Consider the following 20,872-nt stretch of genomic DNA (forward strand, 5'->3'; position numbering starts at 1 on the left):
CTGATCCACCGCAAACCTTCATCAAGCAGTTGGGCTTGCGCGCTATGCGTAGAACTTCAACTACTTGAGGACAGGTATATGTCGATGCCCCTGAGCAAACGCATGGGTGCTGAACTGATCGGGACGTTCTGGCTGGTGTTGGGTGGCTGCGGCAGTGCGGTGATCGCCGCGTCGTTCCCCATCGGCATCGGCCTGGTCGGGGTGGCCATGGCCTTCGGCCTGACCGTGCTGACCATGGCTTTCGCCATCGGCCATATTTCCGGATGCCACCTCAACCCCGCGGTGTCGGTCGGGCTGGTGGTGGGTGGGCGGTTTCCGCTCAAGGACCTGCTGCCCTACGTCATCGCCCAGGTGATCGGGGCAATTCTCGGTGCGGCGGTGATCTACTTCATTGCCAGCGGCAAGGCCGGTTTCGAGTTGTCGGCAGGGCTGGCGTCCAACGGCTATGCCGAGCATTCCCCCGGCGGTTATTCATTGGCGGCAGGCTTTGCCAGTGAAGTGGTGATGACCGCGATGTTCATCCTGATCATCATGGGCGCCACCGACAGCCGTGCCCCGGCAGGCTTTGCACCGATTGCCATCGGCCTTGCGCTGACCCTGATCCACCTGATTTCGATTCCGGTCACCAATACCTCGGTGAACCCGGCGCGCAGCACGGGCCCGGCGATTTTCGTCGGTGGCTGGGCACTGCAGCAGTTGTGGCTGTTCTGGGTGGCGCCGCTGATCGGGGCAGTGATCGGCGGCGCGCTGTACAAGGGGCTGTTCCGCGAGCCCTAGCGCTGATGCACGCAGCGGCCGGCGGCGAAGGTCTGCCTGACGGTGCGGTCATCGCCCAGGGTCATCAGCACGAACAGCGTCTCGTCGATGCTGTTCGACTGCTGGATGCGGTAGTCCATCAGCGCCGTGGCCTTGTAGTCGAGCACCAGGAAGTCGGCATCGTTGCCCGGCTGCAGGCTGCCGATGCGGTCATCCAGGCTCAGCGCCCGGGCGCCGCCCAGGGTCGCCAGGTACAGTGACTTGAACGGGCTCAGGCGCGCGCCCTGCAGTTGCATGACCTTGTAGGCTTCATTCAGGGTGTTGAGCAGCGAGAAGCTGGTACCGGCGCCCACGTCGGTGCCCAATCCGACCTTGACCTTGAACTTCTCGGCCTGCGGCAGGTTGAACAGGCCGCTGCCGAGGAACAGGTTGGAAGTCGGGCAGAAGGCCACGGCCGAACCGGTTTCGGCCAGGCGCTGGCATTCGTCGTCGCACAGGTGCACGCCGTGGGCGAACACCGAGCGCTGACCGAGCAACTTGAAGTGATCGTAGACGTCCAGGTAGCCCTTGCGCTCCGGGAACAGTTCCTTGACCCAGTCGATTTCCTTGAGGTTTTCGCTCAGGTGGGTGTGCATGTACAGGTCGGGGTATTCGCCCAGCAGCTGGCCGGCCAGGGTCAGTTGCTCCGGGGTGCTGGTCGGTGCAAAACGCGGGGTCACTGCGTAGTGCAGGCGGCCCTTGCCGTGCCAGCGCTCGATCAGCGCCTTGCTCTCGATGTAGCCGGACTCGGCGGTGTCGGTCAGGTAGTCCGGGGCATTGCGGTCCATCATCACCTTGCCGGCAATCATTCGCAGGTCCAGGCGCTCGGCTTCTTCGAAGAAGGCATTGACCGATTCCGGGTGCACGCTGCCGAATACCAGGGCGGTAGTGGTGCCGTTGCGCAGCAGTTCTTCAACGAAGATCTTCGCGACCTTGTCGGCATGCGCCTTGTCGGCAAACTGCTTCTCGCAGGGGAAGGTGTAGGTGTTGAGCCAGTCCAGCAACTGCTCGCCGTAGGAACCGATCATGCCGGTCTGCGGGAAGTGGATATGGGTGTCGATAAAGCCCGGGGTGATCAGGGCATCCTGGTAATGCTCAACCTCGATGTCAGCCGCCAGGGTCGGCAGCAGGTCGCGGGCATCGCCCAGGGCGCTGATCTTGCCGTTGTCGATCAGCAGCAGGCCGTCTTCGAAATACTGATAGGAGGCTTCGACGCCTACTTCGGCAGGGTCGGCGATGCTGTGCAGGATGGCGGCACGGTAGGCTTTGCGGGTTGCGCTCATAGGGCTCTCGTCATATGGCTTGGCTGCGCCGTGACGGCGGCAGCAATTGGGCAATGGGGCCGGCGTTGACAGCGTTGTTGTGCTGGCCAAAGCTGGCGTTGTAGGTGGCAATGATTTCCGCGGCGATCGACACGGCGATCTCGATCGGCAGCTTGCCCTTGACCTCGGCGATGCCCATCGGGCAACGCATGCGTTGCAGGCGCTCCTCGGCAAAGCCGCGCTCACGCAGGCGATGCTCGAACTTGACGCGTTTGGTCTTCGAGCCGATCAGGCCGAACCAGGTGAAGTCATTGCGTTTGAGGATCGCCGCGGTCAGTTCCAGATCCAGCTGATGGTTATGGGTCATGACGATGCAGTAGCTGCCGGCGGGCAGCTCATCGACTTCATCCACCGGCTCTTCGCTGACGATCTTGCTGACCCCGGCGGGAAGGCTCTCGGGGAATTCCTGCTCGCGCGAATCGATCCAGCGCACCTTGCAGGGCAGGGCGGCGAGCAAGGGTACCAGAGCGCGGCCGACATGGCCTGCGCCGAATACGGCGATCTGCGCCTGCACCTGACCCATCGGCTCGAACAGCAGCACGGTGGCGCCACCGCAGCACTGGCCGAGGCTGGCGCCGAGGCTGAAGCGTTCCAGGTGCGGCGCTTCACGGCGCTCGGCGAGCATCTGCCGGGCGATGTGCATGGCCTTGTATTCCAGGTGGCCGCCGCCGATGGTGTCGAACAGCTGCTCGGCGCTGACGACCATTTTCGAGCCGGCATTGCGTGGCGTCGAGCCGCGTTCTTCGATGATGGTCACCAATACGCAGGGCTCGCCGCGAGATTGCAGGTCGGACAGGGCGTTGATCCAGGTGTGCATTATTCAGTTACCTCTACGGTGCCTGTTCTGGCCTCATCGCTGGCAAGCCAGCTCCCACAGGTCCGGTGTACACAGATCCTGTGGGAGCTGGCTTGCCAGCGATAGCGGACTCACGGTGTCACTGTCTCAACCTCGGTAGCAGGCTGCTGCGCCGCCACTGCCTTGCGCATCTGCTCGCAACCCCAGAGCACCCGCTCCGGCGTCGCCGGCGCATCGATCAGCGGATGCACGCGGTAATCGCCCAGGCTCGCCACGGCATCCTTGATCGCACACCAGGCAGCGATGCCGAGCATGAACGGCGGTTCGCCCACGGCCTTGGAATGGAACACGGTGTCTTCCGGGTTCTTGCGGTTTTCCACCAGCTTGACGCGCAAATCCACCGGCATGTCGGCTACCGCCGGGATCTTGTAGCTGGCCGGGCCGTTGGTCATCAGCTTGCCCTTGGCGTTCCACACCAGCTCTTCGGTGGTCAGCCAGCCCATGCCCTGGATGAAGCCGCCCTCGACCTGGCCGATGTCGATGGCCGGGTTCAGCGAGGCACCGACGTCGTGCAGGATGTCGGTGCGCAGCATCTTGTATTCGCCGGTCAGGGTGTCGACGATGACCTCGGCACAGGCTGCACCGAAGGCGAAGTAGTAGAACGGCCGGCCACGCGCCTGGCTGCGGTCGTAGTAGATCTTCGGGGTCTTGTAGAAGCCGGTGCTCGACAGCGAGACCTGGGCGAAATAGGCCTGCTGCACCAGCGCTTCGAAACTGAGGATCTCATCGCGCACGCGCACGTGGCCGTTGCGAAACTCGACGTCTTCCTCGCTGACTTTGTATTGCCGTGCGGCGAACTCGGTCAGGCGTTTCTTAAGGATCTCGGCCGCATTCTGCGCCGCCTTGCCGTTCAGGTCGGCGCCGCTGGAGGCGGCAGTCGGCGAAGTGTTGGGTACCTTGTCGGTGTTGGTCGCAGTGATCTGGATGCGCTGGAAATCAACCTGGAACACTTCAGCCACCACCTGGGCCACCTTGGTGTTCAGGCCCTGGCCCATCTCGGTGCCACCGTGGTTCAGGTGAATGCTGCCGTCGGTGTAGATGTGCACGAGGGCGCCGGCCTGGTTGAGGAAGCTGGCGGTGAACGAGATGCCGAATTTCACCGGGGTCAGCGCCAGGCCTTTTTTCAGGATCGGGCTGTTGGCGTTGAAGCGGCGGATCGATTCGCGACGCTCGGCGTAATCACTGCTGGCTTCAAGCTCGGCGGTGATCTCTTCGAGCATGTTGTGCTCGACGGTCTGGTAGTAGTGGGTGACGTTGCGCTCGGTCTTGCCGTAGTAGTTGGCCTTGCGCACGGCCAGTGGATCGAGGGCCAGGTGGCGGGCAATATGGTCCATCACCTCCTCGATGGCGACCATGCCCTGCGGGCCGCCAAAGCCGCGGTAGGCGGTGTTCGAGGCGGTATTGGTCTTGCAACGGTGGCCATGGATGGTGGCGTCGCCCAGGTAGTAGGCGTTGTCGGCGTGGAACATGGCGCGGTCGACGATCGAGGCCGAGAGGTCCGGCGAGCAACCGCAGTTGCCGGCCAGGTCGAAGTTGATTCCGTGCAGGCGGCCGTTGTCATCGAAGCCGACGTCGTACTCGATGTAGAACGGGTGACGTTTGCCGGTCATCAGCATGTCTTCGACCCGCGGCAGGCGCATCTTGGTCGGCTGGCCGGTGAGGTGCGCGATCACTGCGCACAGGCAGGCGGGGCTGGCCGCCTGGGTTTCCTTGCCGCCGAAACCACCGCCCATGCGGCGCATGTCAACGACGATCTTGTTCATTGGCACGTCGAGGACTTCCGCCACCAGCTTCTGCACTTCGGTGGGGTTCTGGGTCGAGCAGTAGACGATCATTCCGCCGTCTTCGGTGGGCATCACCGAGGAGATCTGGGTTTCCAGGTAGAAGTGCTCCTGGCCGCCGATGTGCAGGGTGCCCTGCAGGCGATGCGGGGCGCTGGCCAGGGCGCTGACCGAGTCGCCACGCTGGTGGGTGTGGCTGTCGAGCACGAAGTGTTTCTTGCGCAGCGCCTCGACCACATCCAGCACCGGTTCCAGGTCTTCATATTCGATGATCGCGGCCATGGCTGCGCGGCGCGCGGTATCGAGGTCGCGGGCGGCGACGGCAACCACCGGCTGGCCGACGAACTCGACGGTGTCGATGGCCAGCAGCGGGTCGCCGGGCAGCAGCGGGCCGATGTCCTTGAGGCCCGGCACGTCTTCATGGGTGATGGCGATGCGCACGCCCTCGAAGGCGTAGCAGGGGCTGGTGTCGATGCTCAATACCCGGGCGTGGGCGCGGTCGGACAGGCGCGCATACACGTGCAGCTGGTTGGGAAATTCCAGGCGGTCATCGATGTACACCGCTTCGCCTGACACATGCTTGTCGGCGCTGTCGTGCTTGAGGCTGCGACCGACCCCGGTGGTCAGGTCCTGGCTGAACAGTTCGGCCAGCTCTGCCTGGCTTTTGGCGACGTGATGGTTAGACATAAGCGGTCACCCGAGTCTCGATGTGCGGCGTTTGTAGTTCAATGAAGTATTTGCGCAGCAGGTTCTGCGCGCTGAGCAGGCGGTATTCCTTGCTCGCGCGAAAATCCGAGAGTGGCGTGAAGTCCTCGGCCAGGGCCTGGCAGGCGCGCTCGATGCTGGCCTGGTTCCAGGCCTTGCCAACCAGTGCCGCTTCGCAGGCGCGGGCCCGTTTCGGGATCGCCGCCATGCCGCCGAAGGCAATGCGCGCAGCCTCGACCACGCCGTTGCTGATGCGCAGGTTGAATGCCGCGCACACCGCCGAGATATCGTCGTCCAGGCGCTTGGACACCTTGTAGGCGCGGAACGCCCAGTCGGCACGGGCCCGTGGCACGATGATCTTCTCGATGAACTCGCTTTCCTGGCGCGCGGTGATGCGGTAGTCGATGAAGTAGTCTTCCAGCGCCAGGGTGCGGGTGCTTTCACCTTTGCGCAGAACGATCTGCGCATCCAGGGCAATCAGCAGGGGTGGCGAGTCACCGATCGGCGAGGCGTTGCCGATGTTGCCGCCAAGGGTGCCCTGGTTACGGATCTGCAGCGAGGCGAAACGGTGCAGCAGCTCGCCGAAATCCGGGTACTCGGCGCTCAGGGCGTCGTAGCAATCGGTCAGCGGCGTTGCGGCGCCGATTTCCAGGTACTGGCCTTGAGTCTCGATGCGCTTGAGTTCGGCGACGTTGCCGACATAGATCATCACCGGCAGGGTCTTGTGGAACTGGGTGACTTCCAGCGCCAGGTCGGTGCCGCCGGCCAGCAACCGGGCTTCGGGGTGCGAGCCGTAGAGTTCGGCCAGATCGGCCACGGTCAGCGGCACCAGGCAGCGCTTGTCGCCGCTGTTGAGCTCACCGGTTTCACCCGGCGCGATGGCCTTGAGGCGGGCGATGGTCTGGGCTTCGCTGCTGTCGAACTGATCAGGCTTGGCCTGGCAGCAGGACTGCTCGGCGGCGGCCAGGATCGGCCGGTAACCGGTGCAGCGGCAGAGGTTGCCGGCCAGGGCTTCCTGGGCCTTGTGCAGATCGGGTGCATCGCTGTTCTTTTGCAGGGCGAACAGCGACATGACAAAGCCCGGGGTGCAGAAGCCGCATTGCGAGCCGTGGCAATCGGCCATGGCCTGCTGCACGCTGTGCAGCTTGCCCTGGTGCTTGAGGCCTTCGACGCTGATCAGTTGTTTGCCGTGCAGCGAGGAGACGAACGTCAGGCACGAGTTGAGGCTGCGGTAGCGGATGTGCTCGCGGCCGTCCTCGCCCTGGGCCAGCTCGCCGACCACCACGGTGCAGGCGCCACAATCGCCGCTGGCGCAGCCTTCCTTGGTACCGGACTTGCCCAGGTGTTCACGAAGATACTCGAGCACGGTCAGGTTGGGGTCCAGGGCATGCTCACTGCGCAGCTCCTGGTTAAGTAGAAACTGGATCACGGGAAGGCCTCACAAGCGACTTATTGTTGTTGAGCGGACTGTAAGCAGACTTGATTTTCAGGTCAACAATTTTCTGACCTTCGGGTCAGGAAATTTCTCGTGGCGCTTCCGCCCTTTCACAGGTGCTCTGTTATGAGCATAGTTGGCTCTGTGGGATCCGAATCTTTTGCGCCAATCGTGCCAACTTCTGCTATATGGCCACTGCGCGGCGCGGGGGCAAGTGCGCTACAATTCGGCGCTTGTGCACAGTTCAATGATTTTGAAGGAAAACCATGACGTTCAAGGCGCCGGACAGCCTCTCCGAGCAAATTGCCCATTACCTGGCCGAGCGGATCATCCGCGGCGAGCTCAAGCCTGCCGAACGTATCCAGGAGCAGAAGGTTACCCAGGCGTTGAATGTCAGCCGTGGTTCGGTGCGCGAGGCGCTGCTGATCCTCGAACGCCGCCATCTGGTGACCATCCTGCCGCGTCGTGGTGCCCACGTGACCGAGCTCGACGAGCACAACGTGCGCAGCCTGTGCACGTTGATGGGCGAGCTGTACACCTTGCTCGGCAACGCCGTGGCACAGCACTGGCGCAATGACGCTGACCTGCTGCCGTTCCTCAAGATCCAGCAGCGACTGACCAGCGCTTTTGAGCGTCAGGACATCCGTACCTTCGTCGAAGACAGCTTCGCGGTGATGCGCGCTGCCTATCCGTTCGCCGACAACCCCTACTTGCAGGAAACCGTCGAGAACCTGCAGCCGGCCATGAGTCGTGCCTATTACCTGGCACTGGACCAGCGCAAGGCCAATATGAACGACTTCCTGGTGCTGTTTGCCAACCTGCTCGAGGCCGTGGTGGCCCGTGACCAGCTGCGCATCCGCACGGTGCTGGCCGAGTACTGCCAGCGCAGCTGCGAGCTGGTGCTGGCGGCGCTGGCGACTGCCTGAGCATGCGCTTAAAGTGCATTCGCCTGGCCGGGTTCAAGTCGTTCGTCGACCCGACCACGGTCAACTTCCCCAGCAACATGGCGGCCGTGGTCGGCCCCAACGGCTGCGGCAAGTCCAACATCATCGATGCGGTGCGCTGGGTGATGGGCGAAAGCTCGGCCAAAAACCTGCGTGGCGAGTCGATGACCGACGTCATCTTCAACGGCTCGACCAGCCGCAAGCCGGTGAGCCAGGCCAGCATCGAGCTGGTGTTCGATAACTCCGACAGTACCCTGGTCGGTGAATACGCGGCTTATGCGGAAATTTCCATTCGCCGCAAGGTGACCCGCGACGGGCAGAACACCTATTACCTCAACGGCGCCAAATGCCGGCGCCGGGACATTACCGATATCTTCCTCGGCACCGGCCTGGGCCCGCGCAGCTACTCGATCATCGAGCAGGGGATGATCTCCAAGCTGATCGAAGCCAAGCCCGAAGACCTGCGCAACTTCATCGAAGAGGCGGCGGGTATCTCCAAGTACAAGGAGCGCCGGCGCGAGACCGAGAACCGCATCCGCCGCACCCATGAGAACCTCGAGCGCCTGACCGACCTGCGCGAAGAGCTGGAGCGCCAGCTCGAACGCCTGCACCGCCAGGCCCAGGCCGCCGAGAAGTACAAGGAATACAAAGCCGAAGAGCGTCAGCTCAAGGCGCAACTGGCGGCCCTGCGCTGGCAGGCCCTGAACGATCAGGTGGGCCAGCGCGAAGCGGTGATCGGCGACCAGGAAGTCGCCTTCGAGGCGCTGGTGGCCGAACAGCGCAATGCCGATGCCAGCATCGAGCGCCTGCGTGATGGCCACCATGAGCTGTCCGAGCGTTTCAACCTGGTGCAGGGGCGCTTCTATTCGGTCGGCGGCGATATCGCCCGGGTCGAGCAAAGTATCCAGCACGGTCAGCAACGGCTGCGCCAGTTGCAGGATGACCTGAAAGAGTCCGAGCGCGCGCGGCTCGAAACCGAATCGCACCTGGGCCACGACCGTACGATGCTCACCACCCTGGGTGAAGAGCTTGAAATGCTCGAGCCCGAGCAGGAGATGACCCTGGCCGCCGCCGAAGAGGCCGCCGCCACCCTGGAAGATGCCGAAACCACCATGCACGGCTGGCAGGAGCAGTGGGACAGTTTCAACACCCGCTCGGCCGAGCCGCGGCGCCAGGCCGAAGTGCAGCAGGCGCGTATCCAGCAGCTGGAAACCAGCCTCGAGCGCCTGGCCGAGCGCCAGCGCAAGCTCGGCGAAGAGCGCGATCAGCTCAGTGCCGACCCGGAAGACGCAGCAATCCTTGAACTGGGCGAGCAACTGGCGACCAGCGAAATGCTGCTCGAAGCGCTACAGACAGACGAGCTGCAGGTGGTCGAGCAGCTCGAAGCCCTGCGCGATCAATTGCAGCAGGCCGTTCAGGCCCAGCAACAAGCCCAGGGCGAGTTGCAGCGCCTGGGCGGTCGCCTGGCTTCGCTCGAAGCCCTGCAGCAAGCGGCGCTCGACCCCGGCACCGGCACTGCGCAATGGCTGCGTGAGCAAGGTCTGGCACAGCGTCCGCGCCTGGCCGAAGGCTTGCGCGTTGAGCCGGGTTGGGAGCTGGCGGTGGAAACCGTGCTTGGCGCCGATCTGCAGGCAGTAGTGGTCGACGATTTCAACGGGCTGGACCTGGGCGCCTTCGATCAGGGCGAACTGCGCCTGCTCGACAGCCGTGGCGAAGGCGTGCGCATTCCCGGCAGCCTGCTCGACAAGGTCGAAGGGCGCATCGATCTGGCGCCCTGGCTCGGCCAGGTCAAACCGGTAGACAGCCTCGAACAGGCCCTGGCCCTGCGCGCTCAGTTGGCAGACGGGCAAAGCCTGATCAGCCGGGACGGTTACTGGGTTGGCCGGCACTTTTTGCGCGTCAGCCGTGCCAGCGATGCCCAGGGTGGCGTACTGGCCCGTGGCCAGGAGCTGGAGCGCCTGGGCCAAGAGCAGCAAGAACATGAAGCCGCATTGGAGCTGCTGGAAGCCAGGCTGCAGGAGCAGCGCGAACAGCAGCAGCAACTCGAAGAGCGCCGCGAGCAACTGCGCCGCCGCGCCCAGGACGAAGCCCGCCAGCAAAGCGAACTCAACGCCAGGCTCTCGGCCGGCAAGGCCCGCGCCGAGCAGTTGAGCCTGCGCCGCCAGCGTCTGGAAGAAGAGCTTGCCGAGCTGCTTGAACAACGCAGCATCGAACACGAAAACCTCGGCGAGTCGCGCCTGCAACTGCAGGAAGCCCTCGACCTGATGGCCCAGGACACCGAGCAGCGCGAGTTGCTCCTGGCCCAGCGCGACAGCCTGCGCGAGCGCCTCGACCGGGTGCGCCAGGAGGCCCGTCAGCACAAGGATCACGCCCACCAGTTGGCTGTGCGCCTGGGCTCGTTAAAGGCCCAGCACGATTCTACCCGCCAGGCCCTGGAGCGCCTGGAGCTGCAGTCCGAGCGCCTGAGCGAGAAGCGCGAACAGCTGACCCTGAACCTGGAGGAGGGCGAGGCGCCGCTGGAAGAGCTGCGCCTCAAGCTCGAAGAGCTGCTGGAAAAACGCATGAGCGTCGATGACGAGATGCGTCAGGCGCGCCTGCACATGGACGAAGCCGACCGCGAGCTGCGCGACGCCGAGAAGCGCCGCACCCAGGCCGAACAGCAGTCGCAGCTGCTGCGTGGCCAATTGGAGCAACACCGCCTGGAATGGCAAGGGTTGAGCGTGCGGCGCAAAACCCTGCAGGAGCAGCTGCACGCCGATGGCTACGACCTCGACGGGGTACTGGCGACCCTGGGCGAACAGGCCAGCGAGGAGGAAGCCGAACAGGAGCTCGAGCGCATCGACGCGCGTATCCAGCGCCTGGGGGCGATCAACCTGGCGGCCATCGACGAGTATCAGCAGCAGTCCGAGCGCAAACGCTACCTGGATGCCCAGGACGCCGACCTGGTCGAAGCCCTGGACACCCTCGAGAACGTCATTCGCAAGATCGACAAGGAAACCCGCAACCGCTTCAAGGATACCTTTGATCAGATAAATGCCGGATTACAGGCACTTTTCCCAAAAGTTTTCGGTGGCGGCAGCGCTTACCTGGAACTGACGGGCGAAGATCTACTCGATACAGGGGTGACAATCATGGCGCGGCCACCGGGCAAGAAGAACAGCACCATTCACCTGCTCTCGGGCGGTGAGAAAGCGCTGACCGCCCTGGCCTTGGTATTTGCCATTTTCAAGTTGAACCCGGCACCGTTCTGCATGCTCGATGAAGTCGATGCGCCGTTGGACGATGCCAACGTCGGGCGTTACGCCCGGCTGGTGAAGGAGATGAGCCAGACGGTGCAGTTCATCTATATCACCCACAACAAGATCGCCATGGAAATGGCTGATCAACTCATGGGCGTGACCATGCATGAACCGGGTTGTTCACGGCTGGTGGCGGTGGATGTGGAGGAGGCGATGGCCATGGTCGACGCCTGATTCGAGGCAATAAGGCGTGAACCTGCGGTAAATGGCCCTGTCAGTTGCGACAGACGGTGTAAAGTTATCTTTGGTCGTGCTAGCTTAATGTCACTTATTTTTTTGCGTGGGTAAAACGCCTGTCAGAACATAGAGTTGGCGCCACGTTTTAAAGGGGTTTAAACCCTTTATTTTTCAGCATTTTTTACAGAGGCACGGGATTACATGGAAATCGGTCTGCGCGAGTGGCTGATCGTCATCGGCATTATTGTCATTGCCGGTATTCTTTTTGACGGCTGGCGCCGCATGCGCGGCGGCAAGGGCAAGTTGAAATTCCGTCTGGACCGCAGCTTTTCCAACCTGCCGGACGATGACAGCAGCAGTGGTGGCACCGAAGTGATCGGCGAGCCCCGCGTGCTCGATAACCACAAAGAGCCTGCGCTGGACGAGCACGATCTGCCGTCGATGAGTGCCGGGCGTGACCGTGAGCGTGAACCCAAGGTCGGCAAAAACAAGCGTAACAAGCGCGGCAACGAGCCCCAGCAGGGCGACCTGAACCTGGCCGCCGAACCGCGTGAGCCTGATCTGTTCGGCAATGCCGACGATGACTTCCCGGACGAAAGCCCGAAAACCAGCGGCTACGGTTCTGCGCCGGACAAAGACCTGCCACCGGTTGAAGAAGTACTGGTGATCAGTGTGATTTCCCGCGATGAAGGCGGCTTCAAGGGCCCGGCATTGCTGCAGAACATCCTTGAAAGCGGCCTGCGTTTCGGTGAAATGGACATCTTCCACCGTCACGAAAGCATGGCCGGTAACGGCGAAGTACTGTTCTCGATGGCTAACGCGGTCAAGCCGGGCGTGTTCGACCTCGATGACATCGACCACTTCAGCACCCGTGCGGTGAGCTTCTTCCTCGGTCTGCCAGGCCCGCGTCATCCCAAGCAGGCCTTCGACGTGATGGTGGCGGCAGCGCGCAAGCTGGCCCACGAACTCAACGGCGAGCTCAAGGATGACCAGCGCAGTGTGATGACCGCGCAAACCATCGAGCACTACCGCCAGCGCATCGTCGAGTTCGAGCGCCGGGCGTTGACCCAGAAACGTTAAGAGCATCGCCGGCAAGGCCGGCTCCCACTGTGGGAGCCGGCCTTGCCGGCGATGAAGACGCAACTGATAGTTCAGACATGCCCCAAAGAGCAGCCACGGCTGCTCTTTTGCTTTGCAAGAGATTACACACCATGACCGCCGAATCCCGAATTCTTGAACTGCGTGCCGAGCTCGATCAGCACAACTACCGCTACTACGTGCTCGATGAGCCGAGCGTGCCTGACGCCGAATACGATCGCCTGTTCAACGAACTCAAGGCCCTGGAAGTCGAACACCCGGAGCTGGTGACCGCTGACTCGCCGACCCAGCGCGTCGGTGGCTCGGCGCTGTCGGCGTTCAGCCAGGTACGCCACGAAGTGCCGATGCTCAGCCTCGGGAATGCCTTCGAGGAAAACGACCTGCGTGAATTCGACCGCCGTGTGGTTGAAGGCCTGGACCTGCCGGCCGGCGATCTGTTCGGCAACGGCGCGGCAGTCGATTACAGCTGCGAACCCAAGCTCGACGGCCTCGCGGTCAGCCTGCTGTACCGCGACGGCCAACTGGTGCAGGGCGCAACCCGTGGCGACGGCACCACGGGTGAAGACATCAGCGTCAACGTGCGCACCGTGCGCAACATCCCGCTCAAGTTGCAGGGCGAGGGTTGGCCGGCGGTGCTGGAGGTGCGTGGCGAGGTGTACATGTCCAAGGCCGGATTCGAGCGCCTCAACCGGTCGCAGATCGAGGCCGGCGGCAAGACCTTCGCCAACCCGCGCAACGCCGCTGCCGGCAGCCTGCGCCAGCTGGACTCGAAGATCACCGCCAGCCGCCCGCTGGAATTCTGCTGCTACGGCGTCGGCCAGGTCTCGGCGCCGATTGCGGACAGCCATATCGGCACCCTGGAGCAGCTCAAGGCCTGGGGCATGCCGATCAGCCGCGAGTTGCGCCATGCCGCCGGCGTGGCTGAATGCCTGGAGTACTACCGCGACATCGGCGCACGGCGCAACGACCTGCCTTACGAGATCGATGGCGTGGTGTTCAAGGTCAACAGCCTCGCCTCCCAGCGCGAGTTGGGCTTCCGGGCCCGTGAGCCGCGCTGGGCGATTGCCCACAAGTTCCCCGCCATGGAAGAGCTGACCGAAGTGCTGGATGTCGAGTTCCAGGTCGGTCGTACCGGTGCGGTAACCCCCGTGGCCCGGCTCAAGCCGGTCAAGGTCGCCGGTGTGACCGTGTCCAACGCCACTTTGCACAACATGGACGAAGTGGCGCGCCTGGGCTTGATGATCGGCGACACGGTCATCATCCGCCGCGCCGGTGATGTAATTCCGCAGGTGATGCAGGTGGTCACCGAGCGCCGTCCCGAGGATGCCCGCCCTGTGCACATCCCCACCGAGTGCCCGGTATGCGGCTCGCAGGTCGAGCGCACCCAGCTGGTCAAGCGCAGCAAAGGCAAGGAGACCGTCAGCGAAGGCGCCGTGTACCGCTGCGTCGGCCGCCTGGCCTGCGCCGCCCAGCTCAAGCAGGCGATTATCCACTATGTTTCGCGCCGGGCCATGGACATTGAAGGGCTGGGCGAGAAGAGCGTCGAGCAACTGGTGGATGAAGGCCTGATCCGTTCACCGGCCGACCTGTACCAGCTGACCTTCGAGCAGATCGTCGACCTTGAAGGGTTTGCCGAGCTGTCGAGCAACAACCTGCTGGCAGCGATCGAAGCCAGCAAGAAGCCCGGCCTGGCGCGCTTCATCTATGCGCTCGGCATTCCTGATGTGGGCGAGGAGACGGCCAAGGTCCTGGCCCGTTCCCTGGGCTCGTTGCAGCGGGTCATGGCAGCCTTGCCGCAGGTGCTGACCTACCTGCCGGATATCGGCCTGGAAGTCGCTCACGAGATCCATAGCTTTTTTGAAGACGAACACAACCGGACGGTGATCGCCCAACTGCTCGAGCGCGGCCTGCAGTTGCAGGACGAAGGTGAGCTGAGCGCCGAATTCGCTGCCAGCACCACGCTGGCCGGTTTGATTGCCAAGCTGGATATTCCTTCGGTCGGGCCGACCGGCGCCGAGAAACTGGTGGCCAAGCTCGACAGCCTGGAGAAGATCATCGCTGCCGACGGCATCGACCTGCGCCAGGCCCTGGCAGCCAAGCCGGCCGAGGCGGTGCGTGCGTACTTCCAAGTGACGGAGAACGCTGCCCTGGCCCTGGCCATCGAAGCGCAGCTGCGCGACTTCGGCATGCACTGGTCGAGCGAGAAGAAAGTCGCCGAAGGCTTGCCCCTGGCCGGCCAGACCTGGGTGCTGACCGGCTCGCTGGAACGCATGAGCCGCGATGTAGCCAAGGACAAGCTGGAAAGCCTCGGGGCCAAGGTGGCCGGTTCCGTGTCGGCTAAAACCCACTGCGTGGTCGCCGGCCCCGGTGCCGGTTCCAAGCTGGCCAAGGCCAATGACCTGGGCCTGAAGGTGCTGGATGAAGATGCCTTCGTCGGCTTCCTGGCCGGTCACGGCATCGAGGTGTAAACACGGCACTCGCGGCGGTCGCCATGGTCTAGTCTTGGCAAGCAGCCAGGAGGGATCGCCATGTACCGTTTTTTCGAACAGCTGGGCGCCAGGATCGCGGCGCCCTTTGTCAGCCAGCAGCAGCGCCCGGATCGGGTCTGGCAGTGCCAATGCGGGCAGTCGGTGTTCTTTCGCAACAGCCAGTGCCTGGCCTGCCAATCGGCGCTGGGCTACTGGCCGCCGAGCAACCGGGTGGCGAGCCTCTTGCCCGGGCCTGCTGCGCGGCTCTGGCTGCTCGATGGCGAGCCTGAGGCCGGGCCGCTGCGGCGTTGCGCCAACCTCGATACCCCGGCTGCCTGCAACTGGCTGTTGGCCGACCGCGAGCCGGATAGCCTGTGCCTGGCCTGTCGCCTGAACCGGACCATTCCGGACCTTTCCATCGCTGACAACCACCTACGCTGGCGCAAGCTGGAAACCGCCAAGCGCCGGCTGACCGCGCAGCTGTTGCACCTGGGCTTGCCGGTGGAGCCGAAAGGCGAGGAGGGTGGCCCGGGCCTTGCGTTCGATTTCATCGGCGTCGATCTTGAGGGCAACGCACCAGTGACCGGTCATGCCAATGGCCTGATCACCCTCGATGTGCGCGAGGCCGATGATGACTGGCGCGAGCGGGTGCGGGTGCAGCTGCACGAACCCTATCGCACCTTGCTGGGTCACCTGCGTCACGAAGTCGGTCACTACTATTGGGACCGTTTGATTGCCGACAGCCATTGGCTCGACGGCTTTCGCGACCTGTTCGGTGACGAGCGCGAAAGCTACAGCGAGGCATTGGAGCGCCACTACCAGCAAGGTGCGCCGAGCGACTGGGCCGCAGCTCATGTCAGTGCCTACGCGACCATGCACCCGTGGGAAGACTGGGCCGAAACCTGGGCGCATTACCTGCACATGACCGATGCCGTCGACACCGCGCTGGCATTGGGCATGAATGCCAGCAGCCTGGAGCTGGACTTCCCGCCTTTCACCCGTGAAGACCTGTACCGCCCGGATGACCCCGGGGCAAAAGACTTTCTCGCCTTTATCAATGCCTGGGTCGAGCTGTCAGCGATGCTCAATGAGTTGTCGCGCAGCATGGGCCAGGTGGATTTCTATCCGTTTGTGCTGCCGTCGGCGGTGGTGGCCAAATTGCACTTCATTCATCTGCGCATTGCCGACTGTCAACTGGCGCCGGTGGCATAGCTATGTAGTGCAGCTGCTGCAGGACAATTCAATAGCCTCGTGTCTTTTGTGAAGCCATCACTGACAGGAGGACAGCATGACCCGCGCCCGCCAGAAAACCGACCCGGATGCCGAACACAGTCATCGGCAGAACAATCTCGATACCCTGGCACGCGCCTGCCCCGAATGGTTGTTGAAGGCTGATCTCTCCACCCGTCAATCCTACAGTCGCAGCCTGAGCAAGGCGCACAAGGCCGGGCGCGCGGCCAGGCAGGTCATGCAACGGATCGAGCCGCTGGAGCGGTTTGCGATCTCGCTGCTGAGCGAGAAACTGATCCAGCGTTTTCGCGTGTCTGTCGATGTGACGCAGGTGCAGCTCGATCATTACACCTGGTATTTATCGGCGCAGATCGGGTCGCCTTCGAACCTTCAGCGGGTCTCCAGACTGTGGCAGCAGGGCAGCCTTTTGCACATGGCCCTGCAGAATTTTACCGCTGCGCAAGCGGACGCCGTCGAGTCGGCACCAGGGTCGAAAGTGCACCTTGCCCAGGTGCAGATCAGCGCCATCGCGGCTTCTGACTTTATCGCCCTGTGCCGGGAAGTCGATATCGGCCGCCGTTACCAGGAACATCTCGCCTCGGTGCTGGCGCCAGGGCAGCCGGGCAGTACCTGGACCGGAGAGCCCAGCGCATCGGTGTTGTCGACCCTGGCCAGCACCAAAGCGGCCAATCTGGAACTCTCGGCACAGGTTGCATTCATGCGTGGGTATATCAGTTGGTCGGCTTACCAGATGCTGCTGGCGGTCAGCAATGGCGAGCAGTCTGTGCCCTACGACCTGCAACCGCTCGAATGCTGCCAGCTGGTGCTGCATGGTCATGTGCTGGAGGGCGTGCTGGTGTTTCGCCAGGCGCAGTCGCTTTACCCTTACCCGGTGTCTCGCAAGCGGGTGCTCTATGTACCGCAAGGGGCTGCGGGCGAGTTGCGTGAGTACGCTGATTTACCCTTCATGGTTACCGCGCTTTCCCGCCAGCTGATCTACACCACATTCAGGCAGGCCCTGTTGCGCCACGCGCCGCTGACCGAGCAGGCAGTGCTGAACAACAAGCTTGAAAGCGGCATCGATGGGCATGTCCGGGAACAACCGCTCAGTGGCAAGCTGTTCGAGCAACTGGTCCGGCGCCAATGCCTGCAGCGGCGCCAGGACAGCCTGGTGCTGGCAGTACCGACGGCGCAGGTCGATCATCAGCAACGCCAGCAACTGCTGGAAACCCTGGAAAGCGTCGGCTTGCAGGTGCTCAATCTGGTATCGCTGTTCGTCCCGGTGCTCAATGCCGCGATGCTGGCCTATACCGCCTATGACCTGATGTCCGAGGTGTACCACGGTATCGAGGACTGGAGCGAGGACAGGACCGATGAGGCCATGGAGCACTTGCTTGGCGTGGTTGAAACCATCGCCGTAGGCGCGGTGCTCGGGCTTGCGGCGCACAAGGTCGGGCGATGGGTGAACGAGCACGGCTTTTTTCAGAGTTTGCGGCCGGTGCAACGCTTCGACCGCTCCCTGCAACTCTGGAGTCCGGAGCTCGAGCCCTATCGCCAGCGCCTTGAAGTGACGCCTGCAGCCATCGATCAGCGCGGGCGCTTGCTGGCCCATGGCAATGATCATGTGGTTATCGAAGGTCATGCCTACCGCGTCGAGCAAGATGGCGCCGGTGGTTCCTGGCAGATTGTCCACCCTGAACGTCCCCAAGCCTTCAAGCCCAGGCTTGAACACAATGGCGAAGGGGCCTGGCGGCATCAATGGGAGCGCCCCTGGGAGTGGTCTTCGGCCCGCTATGCCTTTCGCCGACTGGGGCCGCTGGCCCAGGGCATGGACGATGCGGACATTGCCCGCGTATTGCGCTGGGCCGACGTCGATGCGGCGCAGCTCTGCCAATTGCACATGGACAACGCACCGGTACCGGCTCTATTGCGCCAGGCCTGCGTGCACTGGCGTCTGGACAGGGACATCAGCGGATTCATCGCGGCGCTTGGGACGACGACTGTCAGCGATAACGCCATGGCGATTTTCCTCTTGCCGCATCTCCCGGGTTGGGACCCGCAACTGACGCCGCTCATCCAGGCCGCACAGGATTCGCTGCTGTTGACGGTGTTGCGCGATGCGCTGGGCGAGCAGCAGCTTGAGCAACTGGGCATCGAAGCCGAGGCGCTCGACACGCTGGCGCAGCAGAAACTCTGTGAGTTACTGGCGACCGAAGCGCGGGGGCAACGTCAGGCCCTGTTCGATTTCTGTCAGAGGCGGGCTGAACCGGCTGTGCAGGAAAGCAGCTTGCTCAAGCGGGATTTTCCTGGTTTGCCGGTAAGAATGGCCGAAGAGCTTCTGGGCCAGGCCCGCGAGGATCTGGTCGCCCGCATGCATCGTCAGGCACGGGTGCCCCTGGCAATAGCCCAAGGCGCCAGAAGGCAACTGAGTCAGTACCGATTCCTGTGTGTCCGCCAGGGCTTCGAATGGCCCTGGCGGCGCGATCAGCGGTTCGACCAACTGGTCTTCGGTTTGCTCGAACATCTGCCTGGCTGGCCTTCCGGCTTGCGCATCGAACTGCACGGCCAGGACAGTGCCGGCGTGCTGCTGGCAAGTGCCGGAACAAACCTTCCGGGCCAGGTGCGCACCGTGGTCAAAAGTGCCGAGGGGCATTTCAGCATCGAGGGGCAGGAGGGGGGCGATACCGACCTGTTTACAATGTTGAACCCGTTATTGCCAGAGGGCGTGCGCCAGGAGGATGGCCAATCACTGGCTCAGGCACTGGCGGAGTTGGCCGATACCGACCGTAATCGCGCCCGACGCCTGAGTGGCCAGGTATTGTTGGAGGACCGGTTCAGGCCTCCAGTGCGCCTGGCCGATGGGCGGGTCGGCTATCCCTTGAGTGGCCGCGGTGCAGCGGACGAGCAATGGCAGTTTTATCGCGACCAGGCCAAGCAGTTGTTTCCGCGGCTCACGGATGCTGAACTCACCGATTACCTGCAAGGCCTGTCGATGGCCAGTGTCGATGTGCCCAGGCTGCTCAGGGAGAAAGCCGAGGAACTGGCCGGTTTGCGCGAGTCTTTGAGTGAGTGGGTGCAGGATCGTCCTGGGCCGCACTCCAGTGGCATGCAGCGGCGGCGTCAGCGTGTGGCTGACACGCTCATCATGGCCTGGCGCCGGCAGACACCTCGGGAATTCGGCGATACCGGCGAGCTGCGCGGCTACCGCCTGGACCTTGAAGGCGCCGACCTGGGTTCGCCGCCGCTGTTCCCGCTTGGCGTGGACTTCAGCCATGTTCAGCGCCTGTCGCTGAAAAATACTGGCCTGACGGCCATCCCCAACGGTTTTCTCGATGCATTCAGCAAGCTGCGCGTGCTTGAGCTTGGGCGTAACCGGCTCACGGAACTGCCCGCCATCATTATCGACATGACCCGCCTCGAAGAGCTGCGTTGCGCCGATAACGACATACAGTTGACCGAACGAACGGCGGGTATCCTGGGCAATCTGCGCCGGCTGGAGGTGCTTGACCTGAGTAACAACCCCTTGGGCACGCCTCCGCATCTGACCGGCCTCACCGGCCTGCGAAGCCTGAACCTGCGTTTCACCTCAATCGATGCGTTTCCGCAAGGCTACGTCGAACTGACGCGGCTGGAACTGGCCGATCTGCGTGACAACCAGTTGAGTGAGCTGCCTGAAACGCTGTACCAGTCACAGTCGCGCCCGGCGCGTGCCCTGTATTTGCAGGACAACCCGCTCTCGGCGTCGACAACTACGCAAATCGAGGCCTATCGTCAGCAGACCGGAATCAACCTGGGTGGCCTGGTCGAGTCGAACGAGATAGGGCCGGAGCTGTTCTGGACCCGGGGCGACAACGAAGCGTTGACACGCCAGCGTGAGGTGAAGTGGTTCAGCTTGCGCAAGGAGGCGGGTAGCCAGGAGTTCTTCCGCATCCTGGGCGAGCTGAGCATGACCGCCGAGTACGACGTGGCGCGCACCGAGTTGTTCGACAGGGTCTGGCGCATGATCGATGCTGCCAGCGCCGACAGTCAGTTGCGTGCCAAGTTGTTCAGGCTGGCGGGCCATCCGCGTACCTGCGGTAACAGTATTGCGCTGAACTTCAGCTACCTGGAAATCCAGGTCCAGGTCTTTCAGGCCCTGGCGGCGAGCGAGAACTCCCAGGTGACCGCCCGGCTGCTGCGTCTGGGCAAGGGCCTGTTCCGCCTGGACAAGCTCGACAAGGTGGTGCTGGACGATATCAGGCTGCGGCGGGAAAGCGCCCAGGGGCGCTGGCGCGATGTCGAGGAAGTGGAAGTCAGCCTGGGATATCGGGTCAGGCTGGCCGAAGCTCTGGACCTGCCGGGGCAGCCATCGGCCATGTTGTTCCCGGACCTGGAGATGATCAGCCCCGAGCAGATCGAGGCGGCCAGGCAGGCGATACAGGCTGCCGAAACGCCCGCGGCGCTGGCCGAGTACCTTGGCATGCAGGACTTCTGGTGCGACTGGTTGCGCCAGCGCGACACCCCGGCATTCCTTGCCCTGCGTAACTCGCTGGAGCAACAGGAGCAGGCGTTGGAAGAGCGTCGGGCCTCGATCAGCGATGCCGAGTACTACGCCGGCTACTCGAGCCTCTTCCAGGTGTTTCAGGAAAAAACCGCCGAACTGATCCAGAGCCTGAGCGAAGAGGTGGTGGGACGGGACCTGGCGGATGTTACAAGCCTGCGTCACCTACAAGGGTAAATGCAGTAGAAGCCGCCTGCAGCGTGCCTGGGTGCAGGCGTTACT

General features: G+C 63.2%; 11 protein-coding genes. 7 read left to right on the forward strand and 4 right to left on the reverse strand.

What is annotated here, in order from left to right; all coding sequences use genetic code 11:
* Positions 1 to 84 precede the first annotated feature (84 nt).
* Positions 85 to 777 carry an aquaporin Z gene (gene aqpZ / locus LOY45_RS08085; RefSeq protein WP_420832719.1) on the forward strand — a complete coding sequence of 231 codons (693 nt, stop codon included), beginning with the start codon at positions 85 to 87 and terminating at the stop codon, positions 775 to 777.
* Here the strand turns inward: aqpZ and guaD are convergent.
* From guaD to xdhA, 4 genes are all read right to left on the reverse strand, one after another.
* The gene (guaD, locus tag LOY45_RS08090; RefSeq protein ID WP_258578936.1) at positions 774 to 2,078 is read right to left on the reverse strand and encodes a guanine deaminase; all 1,305 of its coding nucleotides are present in this window, start codon (positions 2,076 to 2,078) and stop codon (positions 774 to 776) included. The two genes, aqpZ and guaD, sit on opposite strands and share 4 nt — an antisense overlap.
* 10 nt (positions 2,079 to 2,088) lie before the next feature.
* Complete coding sequence (xdhC, locus tag LOY45_RS08095) at positions 2,089 to 2,934, reverse strand: xanthine dehydrogenase accessory protein XdhC (protein WP_115087999.1); 846 nt, start codon at positions 2,932 to 2,934, stop codon at positions 2,089 to 2,091.
* Positions 2,935 to 3,044: 110 nt separating this feature from the next.
* The gene (gene xdhB / locus LOY45_RS08100) at positions 3,045 to 5,441 is read right to left on the reverse strand and encodes a xanthine dehydrogenase molybdopterin binding subunit (protein WP_258578937.1); all 2,397 of its coding nucleotides are present in this window, start codon (positions 5,439 to 5,441) and stop codon (positions 3,045 to 3,047) included.
* Entirely contained in the window at positions 5,434 to 6,888 is a 1,455-nt protein-coding gene (xdhA, locus tag LOY45_RS08105) for a xanthine dehydrogenase small subunit (RefSeq protein WP_115087997.1), read from the reverse strand. The genes xdhB and xdhA overlap by 8 nt, the downstream gene beginning before the upstream one ends.
* A 272-nt stretch (positions 6,889 to 7,160) precedes the next feature.
* On the opposite strand from xdhA, the gene LOY45_RS08110 reads away from it, so the two are divergent.
* The 6 genes from LOY45_RS08110 (at position 7,161) to LOY45_RS08135 (ending at position 20,827) form a co-directional block, all read left to right on the forward strand.
* Positions 7,161 to 7,820, forward strand: a complete 660-nt coding sequence (locus tag LOY45_RS08110) for a GntR family transcriptional regulator (protein ID WP_115087996.1) — start codon at positions 7,161 to 7,163, stop codon at positions 7,818 to 7,820.
* Positions 7,821 to 7,822: 2 nt separating this feature from the next.
* Complete coding sequence (gene smc, locus LOY45_RS08115; RefSeq protein ID WP_258578938.1) at positions 7,823 to 11,311, forward strand: chromosome segregation protein SMC; 3,489 nt, start codon at positions 7,823 to 7,825, stop codon at positions 11,309 to 11,311.
* A gap of 204 nt (positions 11,312 to 11,515) precedes the next feature.
* Positions 11,516 to 12,394 carry a cell division protein ZipA gene (gene zipA / locus LOY45_RS08120; RefSeq protein ID WP_134063523.1) on the forward strand — a complete coding sequence of 293 codons (879 nt, stop codon included), beginning with the start codon at positions 11,516 to 11,518 and terminating at the stop codon, positions 12,392 to 12,394.
* 131 nt (positions 12,395 to 12,525) lie between these two features.
* On the forward strand, positions 12,526 to 14,880 hold the full coding sequence (gene ligA, locus LOY45_RS08125; RefSeq protein WP_258578939.1) for an NAD-dependent DNA ligase LigA: 2,355 nt from the start codon (positions 12,526 to 12,528) through the stop codon (positions 14,878 to 14,880).
* Between the two features lie 60 nt (positions 14,881 to 14,940).
* Positions 14,941 to 16,092, forward strand: a complete 1,152-nt coding sequence (locus LOY45_RS08130) for a zinc-binding metallopeptidase family protein (protein ID WP_115087992.1) — start codon at positions 14,941 to 14,943, stop codon at positions 16,090 to 16,092.
* 76 nt (positions 16,093 to 16,168) lie between these two features.
* On the forward strand, positions 16,169 to 20,827 hold the full coding sequence (locus tag LOY45_RS08135; RefSeq protein ID WP_258578940.1) for an NEL-type E3 ubiquitin ligase domain-containing protein: 4,659 nt from the start codon (positions 16,169 to 16,171) through the stop codon (positions 20,825 to 20,827).
* Positions 20,828 to 20,872 lie beyond the last annotated feature (45 nt).

Origin of the sequence: Pseudomonas wadenswilerensis, from assembly GCF_024749185.1 — a bacterium.
Classification (GTDB): domain Bacteria; phylum Pseudomonadota; class Gammaproteobacteria; order Pseudomonadales; family Pseudomonadaceae; genus Aquipseudomonas; species Aquipseudomonas wadenswilerensis.

Excerpts from the sequence above, each read along its gene's own strand:
- smc (WP_258578938.1), top strand. The coding sequence starts at position 7,823 with ATGCGCTTAAAGTGCATTCGCCTGGCCGGGTTCAAGTCGTTCGTCGAC.
- LOY45_RS08130 (WP_115087992.1), top strand. The coding sequence starts at position 14,941 with ATGTACCGTTTTTTCGAACAGCTGGGCGCCAGGATCGCGGCGCCCTTT.
- xdhB (WP_258578937.1), bottom strand. The coding sequence starts at position 5,441 with ATGTCTAACCATCACGTCGCCAAAAGCCAGGCAGAGCTGGCCGAACTG.
- xdhC (WP_115087999.1), bottom strand. The coding sequence starts at position 2,934 with ATGCACACCTGGATCAACGCCCTGTCCGACCTGCAATCTCGCGGCGAG.
- guaD (WP_258578936.1), bottom strand. The coding sequence starts at position 2,078 with ATGAGCGCAACCCGCAAAGCCTACCGTGCCGCCATCCTGCACAGCATC.
- LOY45_RS08110 (WP_115087996.1), top strand. The coding sequence starts at position 7,161 with ATGACGTTCAAGGCGCCGGACAGCCTCTCCGAGCAAATTGCCCATTAC.
- LOY45_RS08135 (WP_258578940.1), top strand. The coding sequence starts at position 16,169 with ATGACCCGCGCCCGCCAGAAAACCGACCCGGATGCCGAACACAGTCAT.
- ligA (WP_258578939.1), top strand. The coding sequence starts at position 12,526 with ATGACCGCCGAATCCCGAATTCTTGAACTGCGTGCCGAGCTCGATCAG.
- aqpZ (WP_420832719.1), top strand. The coding sequence starts at position 85 with ATGCCCCTGAGCAAACGCATGGGTGCTGAACTGATCGGGACGTTCTGG.
- zipA (WP_134063523.1), top strand. The coding sequence starts at position 11,516 with ATGGAAATCGGTCTGCGCGAGTGGCTGATCGTCATCGGCATTATTGTC.